15 protein-coding genes are annotated in these 21,962 nt (G+C 65.3%); 14 read left to right on the top strand and 1 reads right to left on the bottom strand.

What is annotated here, in order from left to right:
• Positions 1-34: 34 nt before the first annotated feature.
• Positions 35-856, bottom strand: a complete 822-nt coding sequence (locus tag VL52_RS02695) for a cytochrome C assembly family protein (protein ID WP_046155588.1) — start codon at positions 854-856, stop codon at positions 35-37.
• A 111-nt stretch (positions 857-967) separates the two neighbouring features.
• Here VL52_RS02695 and ffh point away from each other — a divergent pair, with 111 nt between their 5' ends.
• The 14 genes from ffh to VL52_RS02765 form a co-directional block, all read left to right on the top strand.
• Positions 968-2,323, top strand: a complete 1,356-nt coding sequence (gene ffh / locus VL52_RS02700) for a signal recognition particle protein (RefSeq protein ID WP_046155589.1) — start codon at positions 968-970, stop codon at positions 2,321-2,323.
• Positions 2,324-2,370: 47 nt separating this feature from the next.
• Positions 2,371-3,279 carry an ATP-grasp domain-containing protein gene (locus VL52_RS02705; RefSeq protein WP_046155590.1) on the top strand — a complete coding sequence of 303 codons (909 nt, stop codon included), beginning with the start codon at positions 2,371-2,373 and terminating at the stop codon, positions 3,277-3,279.
• 59 nt (positions 3,280-3,338) lie between these two features.
• A complete protein-coding gene (purB, locus tag VL52_RS02710; RefSeq protein ID WP_046155591.1) occupies positions 3,339-4,709 on the top strand; it encodes an adenylosuccinate lyase in 1,371 nt (456 codons plus the stop codon).
• A gap of 268 nt (positions 4,710-4,977) precedes the next feature.
• Positions 4,978-7,143, top strand: coding sequence for a hypothetical protein (locus VL52_RS02715; protein ID WP_046155592.1), 2,166 nt, complete (start codon positions 4,978-4,980; stop codon positions 7,141-7,143).
• Positions 7,144-7,520: 377 nt separating this feature from the next.
• On the top strand, positions 7,521-10,703 hold the full coding sequence (locus tag VL52_RS02720; RefSeq protein ID WP_046155593.1) for an efflux RND transporter permease subunit: 3,183 nt from the start codon (positions 7,521-7,523) through the stop codon (positions 10,701-10,703).
• A gap of 1 nt (position 10,704) precedes the next feature.
• The gene (locus VL52_RS02725) at positions 10,705-11,865 is read left to right on the top strand and encodes an efflux RND transporter periplasmic adaptor subunit (protein WP_046155594.1); all 1,161 of its coding nucleotides are present in this window, start codon (positions 10,705-10,707) and stop codon (positions 11,863-11,865) included.
• Positions 11,866-11,869: 4 nt separating this feature from the next.
• Positions 11,870-13,291, top strand: a complete 1,422-nt coding sequence (locus VL52_RS02730; protein WP_046155595.1) for an efflux transporter outer membrane subunit — start codon at positions 11,870-11,872, stop codon at positions 13,289-13,291.
• A gap of 288 nt (positions 13,292-13,579) precedes the next feature.
• Complete coding sequence (fdnG, locus tag VL52_RS02735) at positions 13,580-16,636, top strand: formate dehydrogenase-N subunit alpha (RefSeq protein WP_082113590.1); 3,057 nt, start codon at positions 13,580-13,582, stop codon at positions 16,634-16,636.
• A 12-nt stretch (positions 16,637-16,648) separates the two neighbouring features.
• Positions 16,649-17,536: a formate dehydrogenase subunit beta gene (gene fdxH, locus VL52_RS02740; protein ID WP_046155596.1), complete on the top strand. Its 888-nt coding sequence runs from the start codon at positions 16,649-16,651 to the stop codon at positions 17,534-17,536.
• Entirely contained in the window at positions 17,533-18,150 is a 618-nt protein-coding gene (locus VL52_RS02745) for a formate dehydrogenase subunit gamma (RefSeq protein WP_046155597.1), read from the top strand. The genes fdxH and VL52_RS02745 overlap by 4 nt, the downstream gene beginning before the upstream one ends.
• 396 nt (positions 18,151-18,546) lie before the next feature.
• Complete coding sequence (gene fdhE / locus VL52_RS02750) at positions 18,547-19,437, top strand: formate dehydrogenase accessory protein FdhE domain-containing protein (protein ID WP_082107298.1); 891 nt, start codon at positions 18,547-18,549, stop codon at positions 19,435-19,437.
• Positions 19,438-19,517: 80 nt separating this feature from the next.
• Positions 19,518-20,231 carry a two-component system response regulator RstA gene (gene rstA, locus VL52_RS02755; RefSeq protein ID WP_046155599.1) on the top strand — a complete coding sequence of 238 codons (714 nt, stop codon included), beginning with the start codon at positions 19,518-19,520 and terminating at the stop codon, positions 20,229-20,231.
• A gap of 6 nt (positions 20,232-20,237) precedes the next feature.
• A complete protein-coding gene (gene rstB / locus VL52_RS02760; protein ID WP_031295477.1) occupies positions 20,238-21,512 on the top strand; it encodes a two-component system sensor histidine kinase RstB in 1,275 nt (424 codons plus the stop codon).
• A gap of 131 nt (positions 21,513-21,643) precedes the next feature.
• Positions 21,644-21,962: hypothetical protein (locus VL52_RS02765; protein WP_200895945.1), on the top strand; the 319-nt coding region annotated here is incomplete at its 3' end.

Consider the following 21,962-nt stretch of genomic DNA (forward strand, 5'->3'; position numbering starts at 1 on the left):
TGTATTGGTATGCGTCAGCGCGAGGCGAGCGGACTCACCCGCGCTGCAGGATCAATTCTAAGACCACCTTGCTGCCCACGTATGCCAGCATCAATGACAGGAAACCGGCCAGCGCCCAGCGTATCGCCACCTTGCCGCGCCAACCCTTGAGGCGGCGCCCCACCAGAAGGCCGGCGAAAATCAGCCACGAAATCACGCCGAACACCGTCTTGTGGGTCAGCGCGGCGGCCTGGCCGAACACTTCCTCGGAAAACAGCACGCCGGTCAGCAGCGTCAGCGTCAGCAGCAGGAAACCGACGGCGATCACCTGGAACATCATCTTTTCCAGCGTCAAAAGCGGCGGCAGCTGCTTGGCCAGCATCGACACCCGCCGGTGGTGCAGCGCACGCTCCAGGATCAGCATCAGCACCGCGATCAATGCGCCGATCGCGAACAGGCTGTAGGCCAGCATGGACACCAGGATGTGCAGCACGAAGGCGGGATTGGACAGGTCGCTGACCATGTGCCGGCCCGGGAAGGCGATGGCGAAGGCCAGCGCGGCCATGGCCAGCGGCATCATGAACAGCTGCAGGCCTTCCACCTTGTAGAAGAAGCTGCAGGTCCAGTAGATCAGCAGCATGATCCACACCACCACGCTCAGCGCGTGGCCCACGCCCAGCGACAGGCCGCCGCTGGTACTCAGCGGCGCCACGACGACGAAGGCCTGCACCAGCAGCAACAGCCCCAGCAGGCTGTGCTCCAGCCGCGGATTGCGCGGCCAGCGCGCCGCGCCTTTCCAGTTGGCCAGGTAATGCCAGGTGAAGGCCCCGTAGGACAGGATCAGGAGCAGGGACAGAACGAGCAGTAGGCTGGTCATATTAGGTATGTGATCAAATCCGGGCGCGGCCCGGGCGGCTCGTGGTAAAATCGATGGATTTGAAAGTCTACACCAAGCTGCCGTTCGTTGGCAGAGAGTAAGGACAGCACCATGCTAGACAACTTGACCAGCCGCCTGTCCGGCGTGATGAAAACCCTGCGCGGCAACGCGCGGCTGACCGAATCCAACATCCAGGACGCGATGCGCGAAGTGCGCATGGCGCTCTTGGAAGCCGACGTGGCGCTGCCCGTCATCAAGACCTTCATCGCCCAGGTGAAAGAGCGCGCGCTGGGCCAGGACGTGATGGGCAGCCTGACCCCGGGCCAAGCGCTGGTGGGCGTGGTGAACGAAGAGCTCGTCAAGCTGATGGGCGAGAAGAACGACGAGCTCGACCTGGCCGCCGTGCCGCCCGCCATCGTGTTGATGGCCGGCCTGCAGGGCGCCGGCAAGACCACCACCGTCGGCAAGCTGGCCAAAAGGCTGAAGGAAACCCAGAAGAAGAAGGTGCTGGTGGTGTCCGCCGACGTCTACCGTCCGGCCGCCATCGAGCAACTGAAGCTGCTGGCCTCGCAAGTGGGCGTCGAATGGTTCCCGTCCGAGGCGTCGCAAAAGCCGGTCGACATCGCCCGCGCCGCGATCGACCACGCCCGCCGCCATTTCTTCGACGTGCTGCTGGTGGATACCGCCGGCCGCCTCGCCATCGACGAAGCGATGATGGAGGAGATCAAGGCGCTGCACGCCGCGATCAACCCGGTGGAAACGCTGTTCGTCGTCGACGCGATGCAGGGCCAGGACGCGGTCAACACCGCCAAAGCCTTCAACGAGGCGCTGCCGCTGACCGGCGTGGTGCTGACCAAGATGGACGGCGATTCACGCGGCGGCGCGGCGCTGTCGGTGCGCCACGTGACCGGCAAGCCGATCAAGTTCATCGGCGTCGGCGAGAAGGTCTCCGGCATCGAGCCATTCCATCCTGACCGCATCGCCAGCCGCATCCTGGGCATGGGCGACGTGCTGTCCCTGATCGAGGAAGTCCAGAAGGGCATCGATCAGAAGGAAGCCGAAGCGATGGCCAAGAAGTTGAAGTCCGGCAAGGGCTTCGACCTCGAGGACTTCAAGGCCCAGATGCAGCAGATGAAGAAGATGGGCGGCATGGCCAACCTGCTGGAAAAAATGCCAGGCCAGCTGGGCGAGATGGCCAAGGGCGTCCAGGGTGCCGAGGCGGAGAAGTCGATGCGCCGCGTCGAGGGCATCATCAACTCGATGACCATGGAAGAGCGCCGCAAGCCGGAACTGCTCAAGGCCAGCCGCAAGCGCCGCATCGCCGCCGGCTCCGGCGTCACGGTGCAGGAGGTGAACCGCCTGCTGAACCAGTTCGAGCAGATGCAGAAGATGATGAAGCAGTTCTCGTCCAAGGGCGGGATGATGAAGATGATGCGAGGCATGAAGGGCATGATGCCCGGCATGTAAGCGGAAACAAACGGGCGCCAGTCGCCCGTTTCTTTTGAGATAAAGACATGTTGTTCGACGTCGCGGTGCTGACAGACAGCCGCCAGCTGGAACATAAGCCTGAGGACTGGTACAGCCGCCAGGTGCATCATGAGGATGGCTTGGTGCTGGACGCGCTGCGCGACGCCGGCCTGACAGTTTGCCGCCTCGCCTGGGACGACGCCGGTTTCGACTGGCGCCAGGCACGCTCGCTGCTGTTCCGCACCACTTGGGACTATTTCGAGCGCTTCGGCGAATTCTCGCCCTGGCTGTCGCGCGCGTCCCGGCAATGCCGGCTGTTCAACGCCGCCGAACTGATCCGCTGGAATCTGGACAAGCGCTACCTCGTCGAACTGCAAAATAAGGGCGTGGCCGTGGTGCCCACCCTCTACATTGAAAAAGGCGAGCGGCGCACCCTGGCGCAACTGGCCGACACCAGCGGCTGGAATGAGCTGATCCTCAAGCCGGCGGTGTCCGGCAATGCCCGCCACACCTACCGTTTCGACGCCGGCGACAGCCAGCGCCTGGAGTGCGCTTTCGGCGATTTGATCGAACGCGAAGCGATGCTGCTGCAGCCCTTCCAGCGCCAGGTGCTGGAACAAGGCGAGCTGTCGCTGATGGTGGTGGACGGCCGCTACAGCCACGCGATACGCAAGACGCCCAAGCCCGGCGACTTCCGCGTGCAGGACGACCACGGCGGCAGCGTGCACCCGCACCAGGCCAGCGCCGAGGAAATCGCCTTCGCCGAAGCCGCCGTGCGCGCGGTGCCGTTCGACGTGCTGTACGCGCGCGTCGATCTGGTCCGCGACGGACAAGGCCGCCTCGCCGTCATGGAGCTGGAAATGATAGAGCCCGAGCTGTTCTTCCGCTTCCGCCCCGAAGCGGCCGGCCTGTTGGCCGCCGGCCTCAGGCGCAGGCTGGCGGACAACGCGGCCTGAAACGAATCTGTACTAGCAACCCGCCGCAGTTTGGCAAACCACGTTTGGAAATACTCAGCATGAATCTGACTACGTTGACCGCCCTCTCCCCGCTGGATGGCCGCTACGCCGCCCAAGTAGAAGGCCTGCGCAACCTGTTCTCCGAATTCGGCTTGATGAAGTGCCGCGTCAAGGTGGAACTGGAATGGCTGAAGATGCTGGCCGCCGAGCCGGGCATCGAAGAGGTCAAGCCGTTCTCCGACGCCACCATCCGCGAGATCGACGACGTGATCGCCAACTTCAGCGTCGAGCACGGCGAAGAGGTGAAGGCGATCGAAGTCCGCACCAACCACGACGTCAAGGCTATCGAATACTGGCTGAAGGAGCGCCTGTCCGGCAATCCGGAAGTGATGGCCGCCAGCGAGTTCATCCACTTCGCCTGCACCTCCGAGGACATCAACAACCTCAGCCACGCGCTGATGCTGAAGACCGCGCGCAACACCGTGCTGCTGCCGATGCTGGACGAGGTGATCCACAAGCTGCAAAAGCTGTCGCATGAACTGGCCGACGTGCCGATGATGTGCCGCACCCACGGCCAGCCGGCCACGCCGTCGACGATGGGCAAGGAACTGGCCAACGCCGTCTACCGCCTGAAGCGCCAGCGCGAGCAGCTGGTGCACCAGGAAATCCTGGGCAAGATCAACGGCGCGGTCGGCAACTACAACGCCCACCTGGCCGCCTATCCGGACATCGACTGGGAAAGCCTGTGCGGCCGCTTCGTCACCGGCCTCGGCATCACCTTCAATCCGTACACCATCCAGATCGAGCCGCACGACTACATGGCCGAGCTGTACCAGGTAGCGATGCGCGTCAACACCATCCTGATCGACCTGAACCGCGACATCTGGGGCTACATCTCGCTTGGCTACTTCAAGCAGAAGGTGAAGAAGGACGAAGTGGGCAGCTCCACCATGCCGCACAAGGTCAACCCGATCGACTTCGAAAACTCCGAAGGCAATCTGGGCATGGCCAACGCCATCATGGGCCACCTGGCGGAGAAGCTGCCGATCTCCCGCTGGCAGCGCGACCTGACCGACTCCACCGTGCTGCGCAATATGGGCGTCGGCTTCGGCTACACCATCCTGGGTCTGAAGTCCTGCCTGAAGGGCCTGAACAAGCTGGAGATCAATCCGGCCCTGATCGCCTCCGAACTGGACGCCGCCTGGGAGCTGCTGGCCGAGCCGGTGCAAACCGTGATGCGCCGCTACGGCATCGCCAATCCGTACGAGCAGCTGAAAGAGCTGACCCGCGGCAAGGGCGGCATCACCCGCGAAACGCTGCACGCCTTCATCCGCAGCCTGGAGCTGCCGGACGCGGTCAAGGCCAGCCTGCTGGAGCTGACCCCGTCCAACTACCTGGGCAAGGCCGAGGAACTGGCGCGCCGCATCTGACCGCCATCCACGCCGCATCCCTCCGCGCCGCCCTCCCGGGCGGCGTTTTTCTTTCCGCCCCCCGTCAACGCCCCACCATTGCGGCAAGTTAGCCGCACCTTGCCTTTCCCCCACCATCCATTACACAGAATTTAGTGGTCAAAATGCCAATTGGACCTGACAATGGAATGTGAATAACACCAAAACACCATAAGCACGCTGCTGACAGGAACGGCCGGCCGCTCCGGCCCGACCGCCCGTACCAAGGGTAACCTTGAAGAGAGAATGGATGATCATGCAATCTATGTACGACCAGTCCTCGAATCCCCCGACAACCCCCGACGAGCCGGCTCCCGCCACCCCGCAGGCAGCCACCACGCGCCAGTTGCTCAACCTCAACGAACGCGGCCAGAACGGGTTGTATCAATACTTCATCGAGCACGACACCAACCGCATCCTGCAGCATCTGGACACGCTGCGCGGCATGGCCTTCACCCGCGATGCCGAAGACGGCCAGATCGGCCCGCCGGAAAAGCCCTTCCCCTCGGTCTGCCTGATCGGCCTGGGCCGTTGCGGCTCCAATATCGCGCTGGACGTGGCCACCCTGGTGTACAACGCGCGCAAGTTCTACCTGAACGAGTTCAACCAGGACGACAAGAGCACGCCCGAGCAGGAGCAACGGCCGCGGCGCTGGATACGCCGCAACCTGCTGTCGCAGCACAAGGAGGCCAAGCCGGCCTTCCTGATCGAGCCAATGGTGATGCTGGGCGACCTGGACAAGGACATCAAGGGCCGCATCCGCTTCTCCCGCCGCGGCGAGCAGGGAGACTTCATCAACAACTACAACAAGCTGAAGATCATGGACCTGGCCGAGGTCCACGCCGGCGGCGCCGGCAACGCGCCCATCCTGGGCCAGTACCTGGCCAAGATCATCCTCAACAAGGACACGCTGAGCTTCTCCGACCCGGACTGGACGCTGATCCACTCCTACCTGGTGGACTCCTGCGGCATCAAGGCCAACCAGTCGCGGCTGTATTTCTACATCTTCAGCGCCGGCGGCGGCACCGGCTCGGGCATGGCGTCCGAGTTCGGCCTGGCCCAGCAGTACGCCTACATGAGCAAGACCTTCGAAACCCGCAACGAGGGCAAGGGGGATCAGGGCGACGACTACGGCTTCGTGTTCGAGCCCATCTTCACCAGCGGCATCTGCATCCTGCCCAACATCTCCGGCCAGCACGCCGAGGGCTCGGAAGCGCTGCACATCAACGCCGGCCGGCTGCTGTGCAAATACCTGTCCGAGGAGTGGGACTTCTCCTACAACTTCGACAACGAAGAGGCCGGCGCCGAGAGCGTGATGCGCCGCATCCGGCCGTGGAACGCGATGATGCTGATCTCCAACGACATCATGCGCTACGCCGAGGAGAGCGAAGGCGGCAACATCGAGCATCTCGACGTCAACGCGATGGAGCGCCACGCCAACCAGTACATCTCGCAGCAAATCTTCAACATCCTGACCGCGCAGGCCGTCACCAGCGACTACGACGAGAACTACTTCCTGCGCGCCGGCATCGACATGGGCGAGACGATACGGCTGGACGCCAACGACCTGTTCATGAGCCTGGCCGGCCCGGTGGCGGTGGCTTACGCCGAATCGGTGGTGTCCGATCCGCTGGGCTCGGACGGCTTCGTCAACAAACTGGACATCGACGACCTGTTCTACCGTTCGATCGACCTGCCGCACTTCAACCAGCAGACCCAGGCGATAGAGGGCATCAGCCTGCTGCCGATCGAGTCGGCCAACTATCGCGCGGCGCTGGCCGACTACAAGCAGTCCGGCTACTCGGCGGACAAGCTGAACCAGCTGTTCTTCTTCCAGAACTGCTCGTCGGTAGTGGCCATCCTGTCGCTGCCCAAAGGCTACAAGCTGTCCTACCTGGACCTGAACCGGCTGAAGCGCCACTTGAACGACCTGTTCCCCAGCACCACGCTGAAGCGCTACGCGCTGGTGATCGGCGCGTCCACCAACCTGTCGCTGACCACGCTGGTGGCCAAGAGCCCCTGCCTGAGCGACGACTTCCTGACGCTGATCGTCGCCTACATCAAGCGCTGCTTCGCCCACGGCAACCACCGCTTCGACGACAGCCTGGACAACGTGATCCTGGACCTGATCACCGCCGACACCTTCGACGAGACAGTGCTGGAGCGCTTGTTGAACGAGTACGAGAACCCGGCCAAGATCCTCGACACCAACTGGTTCGCGATCAAGCCGATGTACGAGAAGAAGTACCGCGAGCTGATCCGCGACAGCAAGAAGTTCGTGTCGATCAACGACATCCGGCTGACCCGCGAGCACGTGCAGAAAGCGGTGTGCTACCTGCGCGAGATCTACCGCCACCGCATCGGCAAGACCCGGGTGGTTTCGCTCAACAGCTACGCGCGCAAGCACCACGCCTGAGCGCGCTTTCCCCCGTCTCCAACCCCGCCCCGCTCTGCGCGCGGCGGGGTTTCTACTGGCTAAAATAGTAAAGTAGATTATTTTTTTACTACCCGGCCGAAAAGTGTCAACGCCATGGCCGCTTGGCCAGTTAATCCTGCTTGAACGCGGCGAATATGCCAGCGCGCTGCGCGCGTCGGCCTCGCATCACTCATTAACAAAACCCGATCGCAACCAAGCACGATCCGCCCACAGAACGCCTTCAAGCTGGCATAAGCTGCAACAAGGCATGGCTCGGATCGCAACAACCGCGCCGCCGAGCCGCCCGGACCGGGACCTTCGCGCCGGAAATCCGCCGCCCGGGCGCGGCAATCTGAAGAGAGGACGCACCGTCCAATATGTGGATCGTCGAAACGGCCCTGAAACGGCCCTATACCTTCATCGTGATGGCCATCGTCATCCTGCTGGCCACCCCGCTGGCGATCATGCGCACGCCGGTCGACGTGCTGCCGGAAATCGACATCCCGGTGATCAGCGTGATCTGGGGCTACGGCGGCCTGGCGCCGCAGCAGATGGCCGACCGCATCACCCAGACCCATGAGCGGGTGCTGACCACCACCGTCAACGACATCGAGCATATCGAGTCGCAGTCGCTGGCCGGCATCGCCATCATCAAGATCTTCTTCCAGCCCAACGTCAACATCCAGACCGCCATCGCCCAGGTGGTGTCGGTGTCGCAGGCGGTGGTCAAGCAGATGCCGCCCGGCGCCACGCCGCCGCTGGTCATCAAATACACCGCCTCCAGCGTGCCGGTGATCCAGATCGGCCTGGCCAGCAAGTCAATGTCGGAGCAGGACGTGTTCGACGCCGCCATCAACACGCTCAGGCCCCAGCTAGTGACGATACCCGGCATCGCCATTCCCTACCCCTACGGCGGCAAGGTGAGGCTGCTGTCGGTGGACCTGGACACCCGCGCCATCGCCGCCAAGGGCCTGACGCCGGCCGACGTGATCAACGCGGTCAACAGCCAGAACCTGGCGCTGCCCTCCGGCACCGCCAAGATCGGCGGCGCCGAGTACAACGTCGAGCTGAACGGCTCGCCGGACACCATCGCCGGGCTGAACGACATCCCGGTGCGGTCGGCCAACGGCGCCACGGTCTTCCTGCGCGAAGTGGCCCACGTCCGCGACGGCTTCTCCCCTCAGACCAATATCGTCAAGCAGAACGGCCAGCGCGGCCTGATGATGTCCATCTACAAGAACGGCGGCGCGTCGACGCTGGACGTGGTCAACCATCTGAAGGACAAGCTGCCCGGCCTGCTGCCGTTGCTGCCCAAGGGCCTGCGCGTCAGCCTGCTGGCCGACCAGTCCATCTTCGTCAAGACAGCGGTGGAAGGCGTGGTCCACGAAGCGCTGGTGGCCGCCGCGCTGACCGCGGTGATGCTGTTGCTGTTCCTCGGCAACTGGCGCACCACCTCCATCATCGCCGTCTCCATCCCGCTGTCCATCTTCTCGTCCATCGTCGCGCTGCACATGGTGGGCGAAACCATCAATGTGATGACGCTGGGCGGTCTGGCGCTGGCGGTGGGCATCCTGGTGGACGACGCCACGGTGACCATCGAGAACATCGAGCGCCATCTGCACATGGGCTCGCCGCTGTACACCGCCATCCTGGACGGCGCCGGCGAGATCGCCATTCCAGCCTTCGTCTCCACGCTGTGCATCTGCATCGTGTTCGTGCCGATGTTCTTCCTGGAGGGCGTGGCGCGCTATTTGTTCGTGCCGATGGCCGAGGCGGTGGTGTTCGCGATGCTGGCCTCCTACGTGCTGTCGCGGACGCTGGTGCCGACGCTGGCGCTGCTGCTGATGGGCCATCGCCACCACGACGGCCGCGCGTCGGCGTGGATACACCGCGTGCACCAGGGCTTCAACGCCCGCTTCGAACGGCTGCGCGAATGGTACGTGCACCTGCTCAGCCACCTGCTGACGCACCGCAAGGGCTTCATCGCGGTCTTTCTCGGCTTCTGCCTGGCCTCCTGCGGCCTGTATCTGCTGCTGGGCCGCGACCTGTTCCCCGAGGTGGACACCGGCCAGATCAAGCTGCACGTGCGCGCACCCACCGGCACCCGGATCGAGGACACCGCCGTTCTGGCCGACCAGGTGGACGCCGAGATCCGCAAGGCGATCCCGCCGGGCGACCTGGACTCCATCATCGACAACATCGGCCTGCCTTACAGCGGCATCAACCTGTCGTACAGCAACTCCGGCACCATAGGCACGCTGGACACCGACGTGCTGATCTCGCTGAAACCCGGCCACCAGCCGAGCGCCGACTACATCGCAGCGCTGCCGGCGAAGCTGGAGCGCCGCTTCCCCGGTGTGGAATTCTTCTTCCAGCCGGCCGACATCATCACCCAGATCCTGAATTTCGGCTCGCCGGCCGCCATCGACGTGCAGATCTTCGGCAAGAACTACGCCGCCAACGCCGCCTTCGCCGGCCGCCTGCTGTCCCGGATCAAGGCGATTCCCGGCGCCGCCGACGTCCACGTGCACCAGCGGCTGGACGCGCCGGCGATCAAGCTGAACATGGACCGCGCGCGGTTGCAGGGCATGGGCATCGCGCCGTTCGACGTCGCGCAAAACCTGCTGCTGCCGCTGTCCGGCAGCCAGCAGACCCAGCCGGCGTTCTGGCTCAATCCATCCAACAGCATCGTCTACAACCTGCAGGCGCAAGCGCCTCAGTACCGGATCGGCAGCATGGACCAGCTGCTGCAGCTGCCGGTCAACGCGCCGGGCAGCCGCGGCGCCGGCCAACAAACGCTGGGCAATCTGGTCAGCGCCGCGCCCGGCCGCGAAGCCGCCATCGTCACCCGCTACAACATCCTACCGTCTATCGACATCTACGCCAGCGCGCGCGGCCGCGACCTGGGCTCGGTGGCCTCGGCCATCCAGAAGGTGATCAACGAGGAAGAGGCTCATCTGCCCAAGGGCAGCCATGCCGCGCTGCGCGGCCAGGCGGAGACGATGCGCTCGTCCTACATCGGCCTCGGCGTCGGCATTCTCGGCGCCATCGTGCTGGTCTACCTGCTGATCGTGGTGAATTTCCAGTCCTGGCTGGACCCCTTCATCATCATCAGCGCGCTGCCGGCGGCGCTGGCCGGCATCGCCTGGATGCTGATCGTCACCGGCACCGATCTGTCGGTGCCGGCGCTGACCGGCGCCATCATGACCATGGGCGTGGCCACCGCCAACAGCATCCTGGTGGTGTCGTTCGCTCGGCATCGGCTGCAGGACGGCCTGCCGCCGCTGTCGGCGGCGCTGGAGGCCGGCGCCACCCGGCTGCGGCCGGTGCTGATGACGGCGCTGGCGATGATCATCGGCATGATCCCGATGGCCATCGGCATCGGCGAAGGCTCGGAGCAGAACGCCCCGCTCGGCCGCGCCGTGATCGGCGGCCTTCTGTTCGCCACCGTATCCACCCTGCTGTTCGTACCGGTGGTGTTCGCCAGCTTCCACCGCTACCTGGCGCAACGCAAACAACACGCGGCCGATGCCCCCGCGGCTCCCGCACAGGACGCTTGAAATGACCGACCCACGCCATGACCGCCAGGGCCTGCCCGAACTCCACCTGCACCACACCCGCCGCGGCGCGGTGGTGCGCAAGGCGCGCGTCGCCGCCATCGTCGCCGTCGCGCTGCTGCTGATCGGCCTTGGCCGCACGCTGCTGGTCCGCCACGCCGACGCCGAGACGCTGGCCCGCGAAGCCGCCCGCCATGCCGCGCTCACCGTCAGCGTGGTCACGCCGCGCCAGGGGCACGGCGAAGCCATGCTTACACTGCCCGCCACGCTGCAAGGCATGGCCGAGGCGCAGATCTACGCCCGCACCAACGGCTACATCAAACGCTGGTACAAGGACATCGGCCAGCCGGTGAGGAAGGGCGAGCTGCTGGCCGAGCTGGACATCCCCGACATCGACAAGCAGGTGCAGGAAGCCCAAGCCAATTTCGGCCTGGCCAAAACCGCCTACCTGCGCTGGAAGGCGCTGCGCGCGCAGGACGCGGTGTCGCAGCAGGAATTCGACGAGAAGCAGGCCGCCTACCGACAGACCGAGGCCGAGTTGAAGCGGCTGCGCGACCAGCAGGACTTCGCCCGCGTCGTCGCGCCGTTCGACGGCATCGTCACCCGCCGCAACATCGACACCGGCAGCCTGGTCAACGCTGGCAACGGCGGCAGCGCGCAGGCGCTGTTCGCCACCGCGCAGATCGACAAGCTGCATCTGTACGCCTACGTGCCGCAATCGCGCGCGGCCGCCATCCGCGTCGGCCAGACCGTGGACATCGTACGCCAGGAAGCGCCAGGCCAGCCGGTCAAAGGCAAGGTGGCGCGCACCGCCGGCGCCATCGACCCGGCCACCCGCACACTGCAGGTGGAGGTGACGGTGGCCAACGCCGACCACGGCCTGATGCCCGGCCAGTATGTCGACGCCTCGTTCAAGCTGCCCGCCGGCGACAGCCTGACCCTGCCCACCAACACCCTACAGTTCGGCGCCAAGGGCAGCCGGGTGGCGCTGGCCGGCGCCGACGGCAAGGTCCATCTGCAAGCGGTGGCCGTCGGCACCGACTACGGCCACGAAGTGGAAATCCGCGCCGGCCTGAAGCCGAACGACCGGGTGATCGTCAATCCGCCGGATTCGATCAACGACGGCCAGCCGGTCAGCGTCGTGGCTCCGGCCAAGGGAGAGTAAGCCGATGCGCGCGCTCTCTCTGCTGATCGCCGCCGCCTTGAGCGGCTGCGCCGTCGGTCCCGACTACCAGCGCCCGGCCAGCGAATTGCCGGCGCAATGGAAAAGCGACGCCGGCTGGCTGCCGGCCGCGCCCGCCGATGCTCTGCCCAAGCGCGACTGGTGGCGGATATTCGGCGACGAGGACTTGAACCGGCTGGAGGCCGACGCCCTGGCCCGCAGCCCGACGCTGCAACTGGCGCTGGCCAAGCTGGACCAGGCCCAGGCGCAAAGCCGCGTCCACGGCGCCGCCGCGTTGCCCGCCGTCAGCCTGGGCGCGGCGGCATCGCGCAGCCGCGTCTCAGCCGATCGGCCCCAGTCCGCCTACGGCGCCGGCAACAACGGCACGGTGCAGAGCGATCTGAAACCCATGCTCAGCGTCAGCTACGAGATCGACTGGCTGGGCCGGGTGCGGCGCGACATCGAAAGCGCGCGCGCCGGCGCCGAGCAGGCTGCCGCCGACCGCGCCAACGTCGAGCTGCTGCTGACCGCCCAGTTGGCCAGCGCCTACCTGCAGCTGCGCCAAGAGGACGAGGAAATCCGGCTGCTGGACGGCATCCTGGACGCTCAGCAGCGCGTGCTGGAGCTGACCCGCATCCGCCACCGGGCGGGCCTGGCCTCCGCCGGCGACGAAGCGCAGCAGGCGGCTTCCGTGGCCGCCAACCGGGCCCAGCGCGAATTGCTGCTCAACCAGCGCCGCGCCGGCGAGGACCTGCTGGCCACGCTCAGCGGCGTACCGGCCGCCTCGTTTCGGCTCGCTCCCGGACAACTGCCCGCCGCCTTGCCCGCTTTGCCGGCCGGCGCGCCCAGCGATCTCTTGCAGCGACGCCCCGACATCGCTTCCGCCGAGCGGGCGATGGCCGCCGCCAATGCCCAGATCGGCGTAGCCAAGGCAGCCTACTTCCCGCAGCTGACGCTGGCGCCGGCCTATATCGGCAGCGAATCGACCAGCCTCGCCAATCTGTTCTCCACGCCGGCGCTGATCTGGGGCATCGGCCTGCAGGCGACGCAAACCTTGTTCGACAACGGCAAGACCCGCGCCGGCGTCGACTACGCCGAGGCCGGCTACCGCGCCGCGCTGGCCAGTTATCGCCAGACCGTGCTGCAGGCGGTGCAGGAGGCGCAGGACGCGCTGAACGCCTTGCACGGACTGGACGCCGCGCGCCGCCAGCAGGACGAGGCGGCACGCAACCAGGACAAGGCTTACGCCGTCAGCCAGCTGCGCTACCGCGAAGGCCTGGACAGCGCGCTGGCGCTGGCGGCCTCTCGCCAGAGTCAGTTGGCGGCGCAACGGACGCTGGCGCAGCTGCGCGGCGGCCAGCTGACAGCCAGCGTCGGCCTGCTCAAGGCGCTGGGCGGAGGCTGGCTTGCCGATTCGCCCGATAAGTAGTTCTAATCAATAAACTGCAAATAGCAATAAAACTGCTACAAATAACAGAACGGGCCGGCGGGGGATCCCCCCGCCGCCTGCCGGTTTGCCGCAGCGGTTTGGTTCCATTCGCGCCGTTCATCGCGCAGCCTCCCCGCCCTGGGTTCCGGCTTGCCCCGCAAAAGCCATGTCAATAAGATGGTCATTACCCCTTCATCGGAGTAGCATAAAAGAATAAAGATTCATAAATAAAATCCATTTGGTTTATCCGTTCGCCTCCGGTAGCGCGGGTACTCTGGAGGAAAGACGATGCAAGTCACTCGACGCCAGCTGTTCAAGCTGACCGCCGCGCAGCTGGGCGCATCCAGCCTGGTCGCCATGGGCTTCGCGCCACAGTTGGCCTTGGCCGAAGTGAGGCAGTTCAAGCTGATGGGCGCGCGCGAAACCCGCAACACCTGTACCTACTGCTCCGTCGGCTGCGGCCTGATCCTGTACGGACTGGGCGACGGCGCCAAGAACACGCACGGCGAGATCTACCATATCGAGGGCGATCCGGACCATCCGGTCAGCCGCGGCTCGCTCTGTCCCAAGGGCGCCGGCCTGCTCGATTTCATCCACAGCCCCAAGCGGCTGAAATACCCCGAAGTGCGCGAGGCCGGCAGCGGCGAGTGGAAGCGCGTCAGCTGGGACGAGGCGATTTCCCGCATCGCCCGGCTGATGAAGGACGACCGCGACGCGCATATCGCAGAAAAAAACGCCGCCGGCGTGCCGATCAACCGCTGGCTGTCCACCGCGATGCTGACCGCGTCGGCCGGCTCCAACGAAACCGGCATCATCTCGCAGAAATTCATCCGCAGCCTGGGCATCGTCGCCACCGACGCCCAGGCCCGCGTCTGCCACGGTCCGACAGTGTCGGCGCTGGCCTCCACCTTCGGCCGCGGCGCGATGACCAACAGCTGGGTGGACATCAAGAACGCCGACTTCATCCTGGTGATGGGCGGCAACGCCGCCGAGGCCCACCCGGTGGGCTTCAAATGGGCGATCGAGGCGAAAAAGACCCGCGGCACGCGGCTGATCGTGGTCGATCCGCGCTACAACCGCACCGCCTCGGTGTCCGACCTGTATCTCCCCATCCGCGTCGGCTCCGACATCGCCTTCCTGGGCGGCGTGATCAACTGGCTGATCAAGCACGACAAGATCCACTGGGACTACGTCAAGGCCTACACCAACGCCGCGCTGATCGTCCGCGACGACTACCGCTTCGACGAAGGCCTGTTCTCCGGCTACGACGCCGCCAAGGGCAAGTACGACAAGAGCAGCTGGAACTATGAGCTGGGCGACGACGGCTACGCCAAGACCGACCCCACGCTGCAACACCCGCGCTGCGTCTGGCAGTTGTTGAAGCAGCATTACGCGCGCTACACGCCGGAAGTGGTCAACAACATCTGCGGCACGCCGGTGGACGGCTTTTTGCAGGTGTGCAAGGAGCTGGGCGAGACCGCCCGCCCCGACAAGGCCGGCACCATCCTGTACGCGCTGGGCTGGACCCAGCACACCACCGGCTCACAGAACATCCGCACCATGGCGATGATCCAGCTCTTGCTCGGCAATATCGGCATGCCCGGCGGCGGCGTCAACGCGCTGCGCGGCCACTCCAACATCCAGGGCCTGTCCGACCTGGGCCTCTTGTCCACCAGCCTGCCCGGCTACCTGACGCTGCCGAGCGAAGCCGACCATCCCGACCTGGCCACCTATCTCGCCAAGACCACGCCCAAGACCCTGCAGGCGAACCAGTTCAACTACTGGAGCAACACGCCCAAGTTCTTCGTCAGCCTGATGAAATGGATGTGGGGCGACAACGCGAGCAAGGACAACGACTGGGGCTACGACTGGCTGCCCAAGTGGGACAAGATGTACGACGTGCTGCACATGGCCGAGCTGATGTACCAGGGCAAGATGAACGGCTTCATCGTGCAGGGCTTCAACCCGCTGGCCAGCTTCCCTGACGCCGCCAAGGTGACCGAGGCCTTCTCCAAGCTCAAGTACATGGTGATCATCGACCCGATCGCCACCGAGACCTCCACCTTCTGGCAGAACCACGGCGAGGCGCATGACGTCGACCCGGCCAAGATCCAGACCACGGTGTTCCGTCTGCCATCGACCTGTTTCGCCGAGGAGGACGGCTCCATCGTCAACTCCGCGCGCTGGCTGCAATGGCACTGGAAAGGCGCCCAGCCGCCGGGCGAGGCCAGAGGCGACAACGAGATCATCGGCGAATTGTTCGTCGCCATCCGCGACCTCTACCGCAAGGAAGGCGGCAAGCTGGCCGAACCGATCCTGAAAGTGAACTGGAACTACCGCGACCCGAAGGCTCCGACGCCGAGCGAGCTGGCGATGGAGATGAACGGCAAGGCGCTGGCCGACCTGCCGGACCCGGCCGACCCCAGCAAGACCTTGGTGAAGAAGGGCGAGCAGATTCCCGGCTTCGCCGTGCTGCAGGACGACGGCCGCACCGCCTGCGCCTGTTGGATCTTCTCCGGCTGCTGGCCTCAGGCCGGCAACCAGATGGCGCGCCGCGACAATACCGACACCGGCCTCGGCAACACGCCGGGCTGGTCGTGGTCGTGGCCGGCCAACCGCCGCATCCTGTACAACCGCGCCTCCTGCGATCCGTCCGGCAAGCCGTGGGACCCCGCGCGCAAGCTGATCAGCTGGAACGGCGACAAATGGGTGGGCGGCGACGTGCCGGACTTCAAGGCCGACGCCGCGCCGGATTCCGGCATGATGCCCTTCATCATGAACCCCGAGGGCGTGGGCCGGCTGTTCTGCGCCGACAAGCTGGTGGACGGCCCCTTCCCCGAGCACTACGAGCCGATGGAAAGCCCGATCGGCACCAATCCGCTGCACCCCAAGGTGGTGTCCAGCCCGGCGGTGCGGCTGTTCGACAGCGACAAGCAGCGGCTGGGCACGCATAAAGACTTCCCCTACGTCGGGACCACTTACCGGCTGACCGAGCACTTCCAGTTCTGGACCAAGTCGGTGCTGTTGAGCGCCATCGCCCAGCCCGAGCAGTTCGTCGAGATCGGCGAAGCCTTGGCCCGCGAAAAAGGCATCGCCCAGGGCGATATGGTCAAGGTCAGCTCCAACCGCGGCTTCGTCAAGGCCAAGGCGGTGGTCACCAAGCGGCTGATGGCGCTGAAGGTCAACGGCCAGACCGTGCACCAGATCGGCATCCCGCTGCACTGGGGCTGGGAAGGCGTGGCGCGGCCGGGCTACCTGACCAATTCGCTGCCGCCCGCGGTCGGCGATTGCAACACCCAGACGCCCGAGTACAAGGCCTTCCTTGTCAAACTGGAAAAACTGTAAGGAGCCGCCGCCATGCCATTGCAATCCCTGGATATCAAGCGCCGCTCCGCCAGCCCGACCGAAAGCCCCAAGGTCCGCCAGACGCTGGAAGTGGCCAAGCTGATCGACACCTCCACCTGCATCGGCTGCAAGGCCTGCCAGGTGGCCTGTTCCGAATGGAACGACATCCGCGAGGAAGTCGGCCACAACATCGGCGTCTATGACAATCCCACCGACCTGTCCGCCAAGGCCTGGACGGTGATGCGCTTCGCCGAGGAGGAAAGCAACGGCAAGCTGGAATGGCTGATCCGCAAGGACGGCTGCATGCACTGCGCCGACCCGGGCTGTCTGAAAGCCTGTCCATCGCCGGGCGCCATCGTGCAATACAGCAACGGCATCGTCGATTTCCACCAGGAAAACTGCATAGGCTGCGGCTACTGCATCGCCGGCTGTCCGTTCGACATCCCGCGCATCAGCAAGGAAGACAACAAGGCCTACAAGTGCACGCTGTGCTCCGACCGCGTCGCCGTCGGCCTGGAGCCTGCCTGCGTCAAGACCTGTCCCACCGGAGCCATCCAGTTCGGCTCCAAGGAAGACATGAAGGAAGTGGCGGCGGAACGGGTGGCCGACCTGCAACGGCGCGGTTATCAGCATGCCGGCCTGTACGACCCGCAAGGCGTCGGCGGCACCCACGTGATGTACGTGCTGCACCACGCCGACAAGCCCGAGCAGTATTCCGGCCTGCCGAACAACCCCGAGATCAGCCCCACCGTGCAGTTGTGGAAGGGCTTGCTCAAGCCGCTGGCGACGATAGGTATCGCCGCCGCCGGCCTGTTCGGCTTCCTGCACTACATCAGCGTCGGCCCCAATCGCGCCGACGGCGAAGACGAAAGCGAAACGCGCGAGGAGGACAAGCGATGAAGGAAAAACTGCTGCAACGCTACAGCGTCGCCGAGCGGATCAACCACTGGATCGTCGCCATCTGCTTCGTGCTGCTGGCGCTTTCCGGCCTGGCGCTGTTCTACCCGGCCTTCTTCTGGCTGACCGGCGTGTTCGGCACGCCGCAGCTGGCGCGCATGGTGCACCCCTTCGTCGGCGTGCTGATGTTCGTCGGCTTTTTCGTCCAGTTTTTCCGCTACTGGCGGCGCAACCTGATCAACAGCCAGGACATCAAGTGGATGTTGGCGGTGAAGGACGTGCTGCGCGGCCATGAGACGGTGGAGGTAGGCAAGTACAACGGCGGCCAGAAGGCGATGTTCTGGATCATGACCCTGTGCGTGGCCACCATGCTGGTCACCGGCCTGATCGCCTGGCGCCAGTACTTTTCCGGCTATTTCCCCATCCCGGTGATCCGCCTCGCCCTGCTGCTGCATGCCTGGGCCGCCACCCTTCTGATCGCCAGCATCATCGTCCACGTCTACGCCGCGCTGTGGGTGAAGGGCACCATACGGGCGATGGTGGAGGGCGTGGTCACCCATGCCTGGGCCAAGAAGCACCACCCGGGCTGGTATAAGGAAATGACGGGGAAGAAATAAGGCCATGTCCCAGCAACGGCAAGCAAATCTTAGCGCTTGTCCCTATGAACGGCTGGCAATGGAGCGACCATCATCCCCTTCAGCACGCGCCGGTCCAAAAGCGGCTGGCAAGGTTTTAAGCCGCCGATTTGTTCGACGCCGCGCGACATTAGCGCGCGGCTAGTTTCGGCAGCGCCTTGCCAGCTGCTTTTGGACCGGGGTTTCGCCGGCTGCAGGGACGGCCTGGGATCGCCTCTGCGTGCGAATCTTCGATTCGCTCAGCGACAAGGCTGGCCGCACAGCCCCTGGCCCGTCCGGCGGGCGGAACCTCCACCTAAATATCGTCCGCGCAGCGGACACAAGCTCCATACCACCTCATACGCTAGGCTTCTTCCAAATAAATCGTCGCGACTAACCATGACACCCACCCAACCCATCCTCCCCGCCGAACAGATCCGCGCCGGCGACGTTCCACTGATGAGCCAGCCCGTGCTGCGGCCGCCGCCCGACATCTTTGCCCGCCGCGCCGCGCGGCTGCTGCAACTGGCCGACGGCCACGCGATGGCCGGCTTTCTGGTGCTATGCGCCGCCATCTGCCAGCAGCAGCAAGCGTTGCACGACGCGTCCCGGCTCGATCCCCGCGCCGCGCTGGAGAAACTGGCCCAGGCGCTGGAGCCGCAGCTTCCGGCCCCGGTTCAGGCCGCGTTGGTGCCCTTGCTGGCGCTGGACGCCGCCGCGCTCAGCCGGCTGGCCGAGCGTCTGATCAATGGCGACTATCCGGCCGATGGCCCCTTGTTCGCCGCGCTGCCGCTGCTGGGCGCCGCGTTGCAGGCTCAGGCCACCCGCAGCATACGGCAGCGGCCGCTGCCTGAGCCGCAAAGCCAGGAGACGCGCTGCCCGTGCTGCGGCGGCCTGCCGCTGGCCTCGCTGCTGCTGCGCGGCGACAGCGGCCACGCCCAGCGCTACGTGATGTGCTCGATGTGCAGCCACGCCTGGCCGGTGGGCCGGGTGCGCTGCCTGGCCTGCGGCAACAGCCGGGATCTGCATTACTACTCGCTGGCGGCGCAGGGCCATGTCCCCGCCCCACCCGACCATCAGCAGCCCCACCAGGAGCGCGGCGCGCGCGAAGTGGAAGCCTGCGGCGAATGCCATGGCGCGCTCAAGCAGATTTCCCTGCCGCTGGACGCCGGCGCGGAGGCCGGCGCCGACGACCTGGCCAGCCTGGCGCTGGACCTGCTGGCCGGCGAGGCCGGTTTCGCGCGCATCGGCTTCAATCCGCTGTTCCTGCCCGGCCGGGAGCCCGCCTGAGCGGCTGTCCGCACTTGAGCCGCGGCCCCCGGCGCGAGATACTTGCCGGCAAACCGCCAATCAACCGCATGGATACCCGCATGACCCATCGCATCGTATTCGTCGAAGACGACGCCGACCTCGCCGAACTGATCAGCGATTTCCTGTCCCGCCACGAAATGGAAGTGGTGATCGAACCGCGCGGCGACGCCGCGCTGGACACCATCGCCCGCGAAGCGCCGGACATGGTGCTGCTGGACATCATGCTGCCGGGCAAGGACGGCCTGTCGATCTGCCGCGAGCTGCGGCCCAAGTTCGACGGCCCCATCATCATGCTGACCTCGCTGGACAGCGACATGAACCAGATCCTGGGCCTGGAACTGGGCGCCAACGACTACATCCTGAAAACCACGCCGCCGTCGGTGCTGGTGGCCCGGCTGCGCGCGCAGCTGCGCAATCTGCGCCCGGCCCAGCCCGCCGAGGCGCAGCCGGCCAAGGGCTCGCGCAAGGCGGTGTTCGGCCAGCTGTCCATCGATCCGGTCAGCCGCGACGTGGTGCTGGCCGGCGAAAAGATCCCGCTGTCCACCTCCGACTTCGACCTGCTGTGGCTCTTGGCCAGCCACGCCGGCGAAACCCTGAACCGCGACCTGCTGCTGAAGGAAATGCGCGGCGTCGATTACGACGGCCTGGACCGCAGCATAGACGTGGCCATCTCGCGTCTGCGCAAGAAGCTGGGCGACAACCCCAGCGAGCCGTTCCGCATCAAGACCGTGCGCAACCGCGGTTACCTGTTCTCGCTGTCCGGCTGGGAGTAAGCGCGGATGCGCCGCCTTTTCGTCCAGTTCTACCTGCTGCTGATGGCCTGCTTCCTGGTCGCGGTGGTGATGGTCGGCGTGGTATACAAGCAGGCTGTCGACGACGTCGGCGAACGCTATCTGGCCGACCTGCTGCGCACCACGCTGTCGCTGATCGAGGCCGACCTGCGCGGCGTGCCGGAAGACCGCTGGAGCGAGACCCTGGCCAACGCCGACTACGGCTTCACCTTCCGCGTGAAGGTGGAGAAGATGAGCAACTACATCCTCGACGAAGAATCGAGAGAGGCGCTCGACCGCGGCGAAATCGTGATGCTGGAGGACAAATACCTGTTCCTGCAGAAACTGCAGGACAGCAACTACCTGCTGGTGGCCGGCCCGCTGCGCTACCTGTTTTTCCTGCACCGGCTCAAGTGGTTCGACTACGCGTTGCTGGGTCTCTTGGGCCTGTCGCTGGCGATTCCGGTGTTCCTGTGGATGCGCCCCCACTGGCGCGACCTGGTGGCGCTGGAGCGCACCGCCGGCCTGCTGGCCAACGGCGACCTGTCCGCCCGCGTCGACCTGCCGCCGCATTCGGGCGTCCACCATCTCGGCGTCGCCTTCAATCACATGGCCGACAATATCGGCGCGCTGATCAACAGCAAGAAGACGCTGACCAACGCCGTCGCCCATGAGCTGCGGACGCCGTTGGCGCGGCTGCGCTACCGGCTGGCGCTGCTGGAGGGCGATGAAGAAGCGCCGGAGCGGCAAGCCATCGAGCGCGACCTCACCGCCATCGACAAGCTGGTGGAGGAACTGTTGTTCCACGCCCGGCTGGACCGCCCCGAGGCGCCGCTGACGCTGAGCAGCTTCAACGCGCTGCCCTGGGCGCGCGACCGCATCGCCGGCCAGGCCGCGCTGGCACAGGAAATCCACTGGATAGAACCGGCCGGCGAAGAGCTCACCATCACCGCCGACGAACACCTGATCACCCGCGCGCTGGACAACTTGCTGTCCAACGCCCGCCGCCACGCCAACGCCGTCGTCGCCACCCACATCCTGGTCGACAAGCAGCAATGCTGCATCATCGTCGACGATGACGGCCCCGGCATCCCGGAGGAAGACCGCGAGCGGGTGTTCGACCCTTTCATCCGCCTGGATGAAAGCCGCGGCCGCAAGACCGGCGGCCATGGCTTGGGGCTGGCCATCGTCGCCGGCATCGCCCGCGCCCACCGGGGCAGCATCAAGGTGGAAAGTTCGCCGATGGGCGGCGCGCGCTTTTTGCTTCGCTGGCCGACAGCCTAATGTACATTTTGTAACATTGAGATACATGCCTGCCCTAGACGCTACATCTTGCCACCGATAGCATTCGCCCTGAATTAGGACTTCTTCGGGTCCGTTTCAACCCAATCGAAAGAAACTTAGGAGTTTCGTAAATGAAAAAGCTGGCTCTGCTCGCCCTGACCGCTGCTTTCAGCCTGGTGTCCGCTAACGGCTTCGCCGCTGAAAAGGCCGCCGCTTCCGCTCCGGCAATCCACAAGGCCAAGAAGGCCGAAAAGAAAAAAGTAGCTTCCGCTCAAAAGGCTCAAGCCGCCAAGGCTGACGCTTCCGCTCCGAAGGCCAAGAAGGCCAAGAAGCACGTAGCCAAGAAGGACGCTTCCGCTCAGAAGGCTCAAGCCGCCAAGGCCGACGCTTCCGCTCCGAAGGCCAAGAAGGCCCACAAGCACGCTGCTAAGAAGCACGCTGCCAAGAAAA

The organism is Chromobacterium vaccinii (assembly GCF_000971335.1).
GTDB classification, from domain to species: domain Bacteria; phylum Pseudomonadota; class Gammaproteobacteria; order Burkholderiales; family Chromobacteriaceae; genus Chromobacterium; species Chromobacterium vaccinii.

Excerpts from the sequence above, each read along its gene's own strand:
- VL52_RS02720 (WP_046155593.1), top strand. The coding sequence starts at position 7,521 with ATGTGGATCGTCGAAACGGCCCTGAAACGGCCCTATACCTTCATCGTG.
- rstB (WP_031295477.1), top strand. The coding sequence starts at position 20,238 with ATGCGCCGCCTTTTCGTCCAGTTCTACCTGCTGCTGATGGCCTGCTTC.
- fdnG (WP_082113590.1), top strand. The coding sequence starts at position 13,580 with ATGCAAGTCACTCGACGCCAGCTGTTCAAGCTGACCGCCGCGCAGCTG.
- fdxH (WP_046155596.1), top strand. The coding sequence starts at position 16,649 with ATGCCATTGCAATCCCTGGATATCAAGCGCCGCTCCGCCAGCCCGACC.
- VL52_RS02730 (WP_046155595.1), top strand. The coding sequence starts at position 11,870 with ATGCGCGCGCTCTCTCTGCTGATCGCCGCCGCCTTGAGCGGCTGCGCC.
- purB (WP_046155591.1), top strand. The coding sequence starts at position 3,339 with ATGAATCTGACTACGTTGACCGCCCTCTCCCCGCTGGATGGCCGCTAC.
- VL52_RS02705 (WP_046155590.1), top strand. The coding sequence starts at position 2,371 with ATGTTGTTCGACGTCGCGGTGCTGACAGACAGCCGCCAGCTGGAACAT.
- VL52_RS02725 (WP_046155594.1), top strand. The coding sequence starts at position 10,705 with ATGACCGACCCACGCCATGACCGCCAGGGCCTGCCCGAACTCCACCTG.
- VL52_RS02715 (WP_046155592.1), top strand. The coding sequence starts at position 4,978 with ATGATCATGCAATCTATGTACGACCAGTCCTCGAATCCCCCGACAACC.
- ffh (WP_046155589.1), top strand. The coding sequence starts at position 968 with ATGCTAGACAACTTGACCAGCCGCCTGTCCGGCGTGATGAAAACCCTG.
- fdhE (WP_082107298.1), top strand. The coding sequence starts at position 18,547 with ATGACACCCACCCAACCCATCCTCCCCGCCGAACAGATCCGCGCCGGC.
- VL52_RS02695 (WP_046155588.1), bottom strand. The coding sequence starts at position 856 with ATGACCAGCCTACTGCTCGTTCTGTCCCTGCTCCTGATCCTGTCCTAC.
- VL52_RS02745 (WP_046155597.1), top strand. The coding sequence starts at position 17,533 with ATGAAGGAAAAACTGCTGCAACGCTACAGCGTCGCCGAGCGGATCAAC.
- rstA (WP_046155599.1), top strand. The coding sequence starts at position 19,518 with ATGACCCATCGCATCGTATTCGTCGAAGACGACGCCGACCTCGCCGAA.